At 68.5% G+C, this 10,219-nt stretch carries 12 protein-coding genes and 2 tRNA genes; 1 reads left to right on the plus strand and 13 read right to left on the minus strand.

The window, feature by feature from the left end:
- Positions 1–21: 21 nt before the first annotated feature.
- The 13 genes from Q0982_RS17915 to dcd all read right to left on the minus strand — a co-directional run bounded on the left by Q0982_RS17915 (position 22) and on the right by dcd (position 9,429).
- Positions 22–97, minus strand: a tRNA-Phe gene (locus Q0982_RS17915).
- 151 nt (positions 98–248) lie between these two features.
- A complete protein-coding gene (locus tag Q0982_RS17920; protein ID WP_299397743.1) occupies positions 249–1,223 on the minus strand; it encodes a S1C family serine protease in 975 nt (324 codons plus the stop codon).
- A gap of 3 nt (positions 1,224–1,226) precedes the next feature.
- Positions 1,227–1,469: a DNA gyrase inhibitor YacG gene (locus tag Q0982_RS17925; protein WP_299397745.1), complete on the minus strand. Its 243-nt coding sequence runs from the start codon at positions 1,467–1,469 to the stop codon at positions 1,227–1,229.
- A gap of 19 nt (positions 1,470–1,488) precedes the next feature.
- Positions 1,489–2,679, minus strand: a complete 1,191-nt coding sequence (locus Q0982_RS17930; RefSeq protein ID WP_299397746.1) for a ribonuclease E/G — start codon at positions 2,677–2,679, stop codon at positions 1,489–1,491.
- Positions 2,680–2,687: 8 nt separating this feature from the next.
- Complete coding sequence (locus Q0982_RS17935; protein WP_299397748.1) at positions 2,688–3,317, minus strand: nucleoside triphosphate pyrophosphatase; 630 nt, start codon at positions 3,315–3,317, stop codon at positions 2,688–2,690.
- Between the two features lie 16 nt (positions 3,318–3,333).
- Positions 3,334–3,552: a translation initiation factor IF-1 gene (gene infA, locus Q0982_RS17940; RefSeq protein WP_193370093.1), complete on the minus strand. Its 219-nt coding sequence runs from the start codon at positions 3,550–3,552 to the stop codon at positions 3,334–3,336.
- Between the two features lie 202 nt (positions 3,553–3,754).
- Positions 3,755–4,198 carry an arsenate reductase ArsC gene (locus Q0982_RS17945; RefSeq protein ID WP_299397750.1) on the minus strand — a complete coding sequence of 148 codons (444 nt, stop codon included), beginning with the start codon at positions 4,196–4,198 and terminating at the stop codon, positions 3,755–3,757.
- Between the two features lie 9 nt (positions 4,199–4,207).
- Positions 4,208–4,750 (minus strand): UPF0262 family protein, encoded by a 543-nt coding sequence (locus tag Q0982_RS17950; RefSeq protein ID WP_299397752.1) that lies wholly within the window; start codon positions 4,748–4,750, stop codon positions 4,208–4,210.
- A 32-nt stretch (positions 4,751–4,782) separates the two neighbouring features.
- Positions 4,783–6,090, minus strand: a complete 1,308-nt coding sequence (hisD, locus tag Q0982_RS17955; protein WP_299397753.1) for a histidinol dehydrogenase — start codon at positions 6,088–6,090, stop codon at positions 4,783–4,785.
- The gene (gene hisG / locus Q0982_RS17960) at positions 6,080–6,742 is read right to left on the minus strand and encodes an ATP phosphoribosyltransferase (RefSeq protein WP_299397755.1); all 663 of its coding nucleotides are present in this window, start codon (positions 6,740–6,742) and stop codon (positions 6,080–6,082) included. The genes hisD and hisG overlap by 11 nt, the downstream gene beginning before the upstream one ends.
- Positions 6,743–6,952: 210 nt before the next feature.
- Positions 6,953–7,534, minus strand: coding sequence for a DUF2948 family protein (locus Q0982_RS17965; RefSeq protein ID WP_299397756.1), 582 nt, complete (start codon positions 7,532–7,534; stop codon positions 6,953–6,955).
- Positions 7,534–8,823 carry a UDP-N-acetylglucosamine 1-carboxyvinyltransferase gene (gene murA, locus Q0982_RS17970; protein WP_299397758.1) on the minus strand — a complete coding sequence of 430 codons (1,290 nt, stop codon included), beginning with the start codon at positions 8,821–8,823 and terminating at the stop codon, positions 7,534–7,536. The genes Q0982_RS17965 and murA overlap by 1 nt, the downstream gene beginning before the upstream one ends.
- A gap of 51 nt (positions 8,824–8,874) precedes the next feature.
- On the minus strand, positions 8,875–9,429 hold the full coding sequence (gene dcd, locus Q0982_RS17975) for a dCTP deaminase (protein ID WP_299397759.1): 555 nt from the start codon (positions 9,427–9,429) through the stop codon (positions 8,875–8,877).
- A gap of 691 nt (positions 9,430–10,120) precedes the next feature.
- Here dcd and Q0982_RS17980 point away from each other — a divergent pair.
- Positions 10,121–10,195, plus strand: a tRNA-Thr gene (locus tag Q0982_RS17980).
- Positions 10,196–10,219 lie beyond the last annotated feature (24 nt).

Genomic DNA, 10,219 nt, shown 5'->3' on the forward strand with positions numbered 1-10,219 from the left:
ATGAGTTAGAGGGCGGAAGAATGGTGCCCAGGGGCGGAATCGAACCACCGACACCATGATTTTCAGTCATGTGCTCTACCAACTGAGCTACCTGGGCACTTGTGGGGTATCGTCTGGGACCTGGGTGGCCCGATACCGCCGCGCGCTGCGGAACAGCGACGCAGGCTTATAGGCCCTGGGCCGGCCTCTGTCCAGCCCCCCGGAACAAGATTCCCGCGGCAAGACTCTGGGGCCCTGGGAGCCGGTCTTTAGGGGTCCAGGATCAGGCGCAGGGTGAGCGGCTGGCCGTCGCGCAGAACCGTCACCTCCACGGCCTCCCCCGGGCGCTTGAGCTGGATGGCGCTGGTGGCTTCCGGCACCTTGCGCACCGGCCGGCCGTCGATGGCGGTCACCAGATCGCCCACTTGCAGCCCCGCCCTGGCGGCCGCCCCACCAGGCTGCACGCCCCAGAGCCTGAGGCCCGCCTGGCGCGCGCGCTCCTCCGCCTTCAGGGGCGCGAGCCCCAGCCCCGGGCGCCCGCGGCGCACGGCCCCGTGGGCCAGGAGATCGTCGTAGACGCGGCGCAGCAGGGCAGCTGACACGGCGAAGTTGACGCCGATGTTGGCATCGCTTTCCTTGGTGAAGATAGCCGAGAGCAGGCCCACCAGACGGCCCTGCGGGTCGACCAGCGCGCCGCCCGAAGCGCCGGGATTGACCACCGCGTCGGTCTGAATGAAGTCCTCGATGGGGTTGAAGCCGGTGCCGGCGCGGTTGACGGCGGAGACCACGCCGCAGGTCACGGAGAGATCGAGCCCGAACTGGTTGCCCACGGCGCAGACCGGGCTGGCCAGCGCCGGCTGCGGCCCGTAGGGCAGCGGCGGCACGTCGGCCTCCACCTGCAGAAGCGCCAGATCGCTGGGCGGGTCCCGCGCCACCAGCTCCGCCGGCAGCACCCGCCCGTCCGGCAGGCGCACGGAGATCGACAGGGCACGGTCGACCACATGCAACGCCGTCGCCAAATGGCCGTCGGGCGCGATCGCCACCGCCGTTCCCTCCGGCGCTACCCCGGGCGGCAGCTCCGGCTGGCCGCCCTGGGGCTGCCCGGGCCAGAGCGGCAGGACCGAAACCACGGACTCGAGGACCTTGGGATCGAAGGTCTGGGCGGAAGCGGTGCTGTTGCCCTGCAGGCCGGCCAGCACCAGCAGAGCGGCCAAGCCCAAGGCCCGCGGGTCGAACAGCCTCACGACCTAGGGCTCCTCATCGCCGTAGTCGCCCACCTCGCCCAGGCCATCTCCGGGGCCCTCTTCCGTCGGAACGCGGTAGTTGCCCTTCATCCAGCGTCCGAGATCGATGTCGGCGCAGCGCTTGGAGCAGAAGGGGCGGAAGCGGTGCAGGGTCGGCGCCGAGCAGATCGGGCAGCGCCGCCGCGCTCCGTCCTTGCGCGGCAGGGGCACCACCCGCGCGTCGCCGGGCCCGCTGTCGTCGGTCATGGCTCCCTCCTCCTCCAGCCTAGTCTAACACGAGGTCGAAATGGGCCACCAAGGGGTCGGCCACAAGGGCAATCGGCCCGCCAAGACGCTCTTCAACCGCTTTCAGGGCCGCCGCCTGACCGTCCTGCAACGCCGCCGCGACTGCGGGGGCAACCTTCAACGTCACTCTGTTCGGCGGATGCCCCCTGGCCGCGGCGGCCAGATGGCGCAAGGCCTCGTAGGCCAGGGTCTCCGGCGATTTCTCCCAGCCGCGCCCGCCGATTCCGCAGGGCCGGCACAGCACCTCGTGCAGCGGCGCACGGCCGCGCCGCCGGGTCATCTCCAAGAGGCCCGAAGGCGACAGGCCGAAGACCTGGCAGGGCTCGGGATCGTCAGCCACCGCCCGGCGCAGCGCGGCGGCCACCGCTTTGCGGTCTTCCGGTTTCTTCAGGGCAAGGAAGTCGACGACGATGAGGCCGGAGAGCGCGCGCAGCCTCAGTTGCCGCGCGATCTCCGGCACCGCCGCCAGGTTCACAGCCCGCGCCTGGGCCTGGGCGCCGCCGCGCCCGTCGTGCCGCGCGGAGTTCACATCGATGGCGGTCAGAGTCTGCACCGGCTCGATCAGCAGCGCCGCACCACCGGGGCAGGTCACCACGGGCTGCAGGAGGGCATCGATCTCCGCTTCGACCCCATGCACCTGAAAGAGGGACGTGGTTGGCGCTGCAAGATCGAAGGCGCAGTCTTCCTCTCCCACCGCCGCTCTCAGCCGCCGCAGCAGGTCGGCGTCATCGCAGACCACGGTGCTCACCTCTGCGCGCCTCATAAGGTCGGTCAGCACGCCCTGCCCGCCGCCAAGCCGCGCCGGCGCGCGGAGCCCCTGAGCATCGTCGAGGGAGGCGCCGGCGCGCTTGGCGCTGACCCTTGCCCCCTTGTCGGCGGCTGGCGCGCGGATAACGGCAACCGGCAGAGCGCTTCCTTCCGGCGGCATCGGTCCCGCGACTTCGCGGGCCGGCAGAAGGCCGTCGCGCTCCAGCCCGAGGTCGACGAAGGCGCCCTCCAGCCCCTTGTCGAAGCGGCCGACTTTGGCCAGAAAGCGGTCGCCGACCTGAACCGGTGCCGTGTCGCGCAGAATCAGCAGGTCTTGCAGCACCCCGTCGCGCAGCACCGCCGCGCGGATTTCCCCAGGCAGTGCGGAAACGAGCAGCGCAGAGACGAGCAGGTCTGCGGACATCGCCCGGATCAGGCCTTATAGCCGAGGCCGACCAGAAGGTTCCGGGTTTCCGCCAACGGCAGCCCGACGACGTTGGGATAGGAGCCGATGATACGCGGGATAAAGGCGGCGGCGCGGCCCTGGATGGCGTAGCCGCCAGCCTTGCCGCGCCACTCGCCGCTTGCAAGGTATGCGTCGATCTCCTCCGCGGAGAGACGTTTGAAGACCACGGCGGTGGTCACCAGCGTTTCCGCCCGGCGCCCGCCCGGCGCGCGCACGGCCACGGCGCCCAGGACCCGGTGCCGGCGTCCCGAGAGCAGGGCAAGGCAGCGCTTTGCGGTCGCTTCGTCTTCGGCCTTGGGCAGGATGCGCCGGCCGACGGCGACCACGGTGTCGGCGGCCAGCACGAAAGCGCCCGGGTGGCGCGCAACGACGGCATCGGCCTTTTCCGCCGCCACCCGCCGCGCATACTGCGGCGGCAGTTCGCGCGCCCGCGGCGTTTCGTCCACATCGGCAGGATCGATATCAGCCGGTGTCATGCCGATCTGCTGCAGCAACTGGAGGCGCCGCGGCGAGGCGGAGGCCAGCACCAGCGGTGCAGCATCGGTCAGCGGCCCGGTCTCAGCCAGGCCGGGCTCCTTACCCTGCGGAACGGCCATGATCCGGCCCGCAGCGTTACTTGTAGCGGAAAGTGATGCGGCCCTTGGTCAGGTCATAGGGCGTCATCTCCACGTTCACGCGGTCGCCCGCCAGAACGCGGATGCGGTGCTTGCGCATCTTGCCGGCCGTATGGGCCAGCACTTCGTGGTCGTTGTCCAGCTTCACGCGAAACATCGCGTTGGGCAGCAGTTCCACCACGGTACCTTGAAACTCGAGCAGGTCTTCCTTGGCCATCAGTCCTTCGATCTTGGCAATTCGCCGAAGCTTTGGCCGCCCCGGCCCCGATCATCTCCCGGTCCCCGGCCTCTCACCCCAGGGCAACGCGCGCGGATGATACAGAAAAGCTCGGCGAAGAACAAACACCCCGATTAGTACCCCTGGAATGGTCAAAAACCCTGAAAGATCAAGGTGAAACGAGAGAATCCGCACTGCACGCTCAGTGCGCGGGCTTGAGGTCCAGGGTGAAACGCTCCTCGATGCGCTTACGCAGTTGATCGCGCACGGCACGGTAGGCCTGCAGCCTCGTGTCCCGGCTGCCTTCGATGATGGAGGGATCGAAGGTGTTCCAGAACTCCACGTCGCAGGCCATCGTGCGGGTCAGTTCCACCGCCTGGTGCTGGGCTTCCGGCGAGAGGGAAATGATGAGGTCGTAGGAGGTGTCTTCCAGGTCGTCGAACGCCTTGGCGCGGTGTTTGGAGATGTCGATGCCGATCTCGTCCATTACCTCGATGACGAAGCCGTCGATCTCCTGCGGGCGTACGCCGACGGAGTCAACATAGATACGATGGCCCAGCAGATGCTTCAGCAGGGCCTCGCCCATGGGCGAGCGCACCGAGTTGTGCGTGCAGGCAAAGAGCACCGCTTCGGGAAGATCGCCCATTCGGTCGGGCTACCCGCGGATGTGGAGCACGCAGATCAAGGTGAACAGCCGCCGCGCCGTGGGGAAGTCGATCTCGATCTTGCCTTCCAGGCGCTCGCGCAGCAGTTCCGATCCGTCGTTGTGGAGGCCCCGCCGGCCCATGTCGATGGCTTCGATCTTGGCGGGGCTGGCGGTCTTGATGGCTTCGTAATAGCTCTCGCAGACGGCGAAGTAATCCTTGATCACCCGGCGGAAGGGCAGCAACGGCAGGGTCACGACCCCGAGGGTCTGATCCTCCACGGTGCGGATGTCCCAAAGCAGCCGATTCTCCGAGATCGAGAGGTGCAGATGATAGGGCCCGGCGAAATCGCCGACCGGGTAGAAGACGTTCTCTTCCAGAAGGTCGTAGATGGCGACCGCGCGTTCGTGCTCGACCTCCGGGCTGCGCCGCACCACCGAGCTGTCGTCCAGGGTGATCTCGGCCAGGCGCTGGGTCGGATCGGCAGCCCTTTGGTCCGCCGGGGCTTGGCCCGCAGGCGTCTCGGGCGCGTCCTTGTCGTCCTCCGCAGCCATGATGCCCCTGGCCCTCCCTCGCCCGCCGACCGTCAGGACGGTTCCGGGTTGGCCGCCAGACGCAGGGCGACGGAACGGGCGTGGGCATCCAGCCCCTCCGCCTCCGCGAGGCGCACCGTCGCCGGACCGATGGCGCGGATCGACTCGGCATCGCAGGCCACGATGGAAGAGCGCTTCATGAAGTCGAGCACCGAAAGGCCGGAGGAGAATCGTGCCGAGCGTGCCGTCGGCAGGACGTGGTTGGGGCCCGCCAGATAGTCGCCGATGGCTTCGGGTGTATGGCGGCCCAGGAAGATGGCGCCGGCGTTGCGCACCAGACGGGCCAGAGCGTCCGGGTCGGCCACCGCCAGTTCCAAGTGCTCCGGCGCGATGCGGTCGATCAGGGCCGGCGCCTCTGCCATGGAGCCCAGCAGGACGATGGCGCCGTGATCGCGCCAGCTTGCCGCGGCGATCTCCCGCCGCGGCAGCGTTGCGAGCTGCGCGTCGACGGCTGCTGCAACCGCCTCGGCGAAGCCCGCATCGTCGGTGATCAGGATCGACTGCGCGGCGGTGTCGTGCTCGGCCTGGGACAGGAGGTCGGCGGCGATCAGGTCCGGCCTGTTGTCGGCATCTGCAACCACCAGCACCTCCGAGGGGCCGGCGATCATGTCGATCCCCACGGTGCCGAAGACGCGGCGCTTCGCCGCGGCCACATAGGCGTTGCCGGGCCCGACGATCTTGTCCACCGGACGGATGGTCTCGGTGCCATAGGCCAGGGCAGCGATGGCTTGCGCCCCTCCGACGCGGTAGACCTCGCTCACCCCGGCCAGGCGCGCCGCCGCCAGCACCAGAGGGTTCACCACGCCATCGGGCGTCGGCACGGTCATCACCAGACGCTCGACACCCGCAACCTTGGCCGGCAGCGCGTTCATCAGCACCGAGGAGGGATAGGCCGCCGTGCCGCCGGGAACATAGAGACCGGCGGCCGCGACCGCCGTCCAGCGGTGTCCCAGGCGCACGCCCGCCGGGTCACGGTAGTCCAGATCCTCGGGCTTCTGGCGCCTGTGGTAGTCGGCAATGCGCTCCGCCGCCAGCCGCAGCGCGGCCAGGGTCTCCGGGTCGCAGTCCGCCTCCGCCGCAGCCAGGTCCTCTGTAGAAATCCGCAGGCCGGCGGCGCTGAGGCTCAGCCGGTCGAAGCGCTCGGTGTAAGCAATCAAGGCCGCGTCGCGCTGCCGGCGCACCGTGTCCAGAATCTCGGCGACCGCCGCGTCGACGTCTTCGTCGGTCTCGCGCTTGCCGCTCAGCAGGTCGGCAAAGGCATTCTCAAAGTCTGCATCGCTGCTGTTGAGCCTAAGCGGCATCGGCCACCTCGCGGAAGCCTTCGACCAGCTCCGAGAGCTCCTGCGAGCGGGTCTTGAAGGCGGCCCGGTTGACGATCAGCCTTGAGGTGACCTCGGCGATGGTCTCCACCTCCACCAGATCGTTGGCGCGCAGGGTCGAGCCGGTGGAGACCAGATCGACGATGCGGCGGCACAGGCCGAGACCGGGCGCCAGTTCCATCGCGCCGTTCAGCTTGATGCACTCCGCCTGCACACCGCGGGCAGCGAAATGACGCCGCGTGATCTCCGGATACTTGGTGGCGACGCGGATATGGCTCCAGCGGCTGGGGTCGTCGCTCTCGGCAAGCTGGCGCGGCGCGGCCACCGAAAGGCGGCAGTGCCCGATGTCCAGGTCGACCGGGGCATAGAGTTCCGGATAGTCGAACTCCATCAGAATGTCGTTGCCCGCGACCCCCAGATGCGCCGCGCCGAAGGCGACAAAGGTCGCGACATCGAAGGAGCGCACGCGGATGATGTCCAGGCCCGGCCGATTGGTCTTGAAGCGCAGCTGGCGGGCGCCGTCGTCCGCGAAGGCGGGCTCGGGCTCGATGCCGACCCGGCTCATCAGCGGCGTCAGTTCCTTCAGGATCCGCCCTTTGGGCACCGCCAGGATCAGGGCTTCGTTCGAGGTCACAGCTTCGCTCCGCGGTGGTCAGCCACTGTCTTCAACCATGGGGGGCTTCAACCATGGGGGGCCGAATGGGCGAGCCTGAGGTCCAGCCCCCATCGGCCCGGCTTGCACCCCTTCGGGCCGCTTTCAGCCGCCCTGGTATGGCGATTTTTCCCCGGAATTGCCACCGCCTTTTTCGGCCCGGCCCCGGCTTCCGCCGGCCCGGCAGGCCGATCAGCCGGAGGATCCGCCCTCGGAGGTCGCCGGCGCTTCGCCCTCCTCAACCTCATGCTCGGGCCGCCAGCGGGTCGGCCAAGGCCTGCCGAGGTCTTCCAGATGGCAGCGCACGGCCTCCACCTCCAGGCGGATGGCCGCATCGCCGGCGAACAGCAGGGTGATGGACCGGGGCTCGGAGGTGATCGTCAGCAGGTTCAGGATCTCACCCTTGGCATCGGCTGAGAGCCCGCGAAAGCGGACCTGCTGGACCTTGTCGAAGCAGACGCCGCAATTCACCCGTTCGAAGGGCGGCGGATCCTCGCTGTCGTCGAAGCGTGCATCTTCGCCCTCAGGCGCCGGCTGCGGACGCGAGGGCGCCTCTCTGGTGGCCGCATCGGCCTGATCCTTCGGCCAATGAAAGCGGTTTGCCACGAGGACGAAGCGTTTTTCCTTGGGCATGAAAGCCATATCGATCCGCGGCACCAGGGCGTCCTGAAGCAGAGCCGCAATGACGTCCATGTCCTGGGGGTCGTGGGCGCGCAGCCGCAGCGGCGCCGCATCCTCAGTCGGGCCTTCGCCCTTCGGGCCGTCCGCCGCCATCACTCGGCGGCCCTGCGCCGGGTGATGGACGCACCGCAGGCGGCGAGCTTCTGCTCCAGGCGTTCGTAGCCGCGGTCGAGATGGTAGACCCGGTTCAGCACCGTCTCGCCCTCTGCCGCCAAGCCGGCCAGAACAAGCGAGACAGAGGCGCGCAGATCGGTCGCCATGACCTCTGCACCGGTCAGGCGCTCCTGTCCGCGCACCATCGCCGAGGCACCGTGGACGTTCACATTCGCGCCCATGCGGCTGAGTTCCGGCACGTGCATAAAGCGGTTTTCGAAAATCGATTCGGTAATCATCGAGGCCCCGTCCGCAGTGGACATAAGGGCCATGGTCTGCGCCTGCAAGTCCGTCGGAAACCCGGGATAGGGTTCGGTCATGACATCGACGCCCGTCACCCGCCCATTGGCGCGGCTGACCTTAAGGCCGCGGTTGGTTTCCTGGACCGAAACCCCGGCCTCGTTCAGGATCTCGATCACGGCGGCCAGATGGTCGGCACGGCCACCGATCAGGTCCAGCTCGCCGTCGGTGATCGCCGCGGCCATCGCGTAAGTGCCCGTCTCGATCCGGTCGGCCACGACCGCATGGGATGCGCCCTTCAGGCGCTCGACCCCGCGCACCGTGATGCGGTCGCTGCCCAGGCCTTCGATCTCGGCGCCCATCTTGATCAGGCATTCGCCCAGGTCGACCACCTCCGGCTCGCGCGCGGCGTTGACCAACTGGGTCTCCCCCTTGGCCAGGCAGGCGGCCATCAGAAGGTTCTCGGTCGCCCCGACCGAAATCTTGGGAAAAACCACCGCCGCCCCGGTCAGCCCGCCAGGCGCGCTGGCGTGGATGTAGCCCTCCTCCAGGGCGATCTCCGCGCCCAGAAGCTCCAGGCCTTTCAGATGCAGGTCGACAGGCCGGGTGCCGATGGCGCAGCCCCCGGGGAGCGAGACCTTGGCCTCACCCATGCGGGCCAGCAGCGGCCCCAGCACCAGGACCGAGGCGCGCATCTTGCGCACCAGGTCGTAAGGCGCCACCACGGAGCTGATCGTCCCGGCGCGAAGTTCAAGGACGCCGCCGTTGCTGCCGTTCTCGGCACCGCCGTTCATATGCAGACTGACGCCGTGCTGCGCCAGGAGCCTGGCCATTGTCGAGATGTCCGCCAGGTGCGGCACGTTGGACAGCGACAGCGTCTCGTCGGTCAGGAGGCTGGCCGCCATCAATGGCAGCGCCGCGTTCTTGGCACCGCTGATTGTGATCTCGCCCTTCAGCGGCCTGCCGCCCTGGATAACGATCTGGTCCATCTTCACTTCACCTTGCGGCCTTTGCTTCAGCTTACAGTCGGCACGGCCAGGCTAAAGCCGCGGCAGGGTCACACCGCGCTGCCCCATGTACTTGCCGGCGCGGTCGGCGTAGGAGACCTCCGGCGCCGAGGCGCCTTTGAGGAACAGGAACTGGCAGGCGCCCTCGTTGGCATAGACCTTGGCCGGCAAGGGCGTGGTGTTGGAGAACTCCAACGTCACATGGCCTTCCCACTCCGGCTCCAGCGGCGTCACGTTCACGATGATGCCGCAGCGCGCGTAGGTGGACTTGCCGAGGCAGATCACCAGGACGTCGCGGGGAATGCGGAAGTACTCGACCGTGCGCGCCAGAACGAAGGAGTTCGGCGGGATGATGCAGATCTCCGTGTCGCGCTCGACGAAACTCTGGTCTGAAAAGTCCTTGGGATCCACCAGGGCGTTGTCGACGTTGGTAAAGATCTTGAACTCGCTGGCGACCCGCGCGTCGTAGCCGTAGGAACTGACGCCGTAGGAGATCACGCCCTCGCGGCGCTGGGCCTCGACGAAGGGCTCGATCATGCCCGCGTTCTCGGCCATTTCACGAATCCAGCTGTCCGGCATGATGGCCATGGCCGTCACTGTCCCCCTTGATTGAAATCGACAGGTCCCGGGAGGGACCCTGGGCGGGTGCGCGGCGCCGCCGGGGCCGGCCCTCCCGCGATGGCTGAGGATGGCGCGTTTCTACTGGAAACCCGGGCGCGCCACAAGCAGGCGGGACGGGTGCAGTCGGGGCCGGCGCAGTGTACAGGACCTCTCAAGCTCACCGGCTGTCCGGCTCCCCCTCTTCCACGGGCCCGCTGGGGCTTTCAGTGGGTGAGACGGTCCCTTCGCCCACGGCACCGGACGCTGTGGCCTCTGCCGGTGCGCCATCGCTGCGGAGGCCGTCGCGCCGACCGCGCTGCTGGGCCTTGCGCTTCTTCAGGTTGTCTCGCAGGGCCTGGGCCAGACGCTCCTGGCGCCCGGGCCCCTCGGCCTGCCCGGGGGCCCTCCCCCCGCCGGGACTCCGCCCCGGGGCCTTGACCCCACTGTTTCCGCCGTTTTCAGCCATTCCCGGACACTGCCGGGCGAATGTGGCGAGGTCAAGACCGCCTGAGACCGCGCCTGCCCCGGCGTCGCGGGACCGGACGGCGCAGCCGGGATTGCGAGCCTTTTGAGGGACATAGGGGCCACGCCCCGGCGCCGCCGGGAGCCTGTGGAACGGACTTGCCATTGCCGATCACCGGTGGCATGGTCCGCCCGCATCAGGCAGATGCCTCTTCGTGCCGCCGTAGCTCAGGGGTAGAGCACACCCTTGGTAAGGGTGGGGTCGGGTGTTCAATTCACCCCGGCGGCACCATTCTCCTTCAAAGCATCGCGCTCA

Source organism: Pelagibius sp., assembly GCF_028281305.1.
Lineage (GTDB): Bacteria > Pseudomonadota > Alphaproteobacteria > Kiloniellales > Kiloniellaceae > Pelagibius.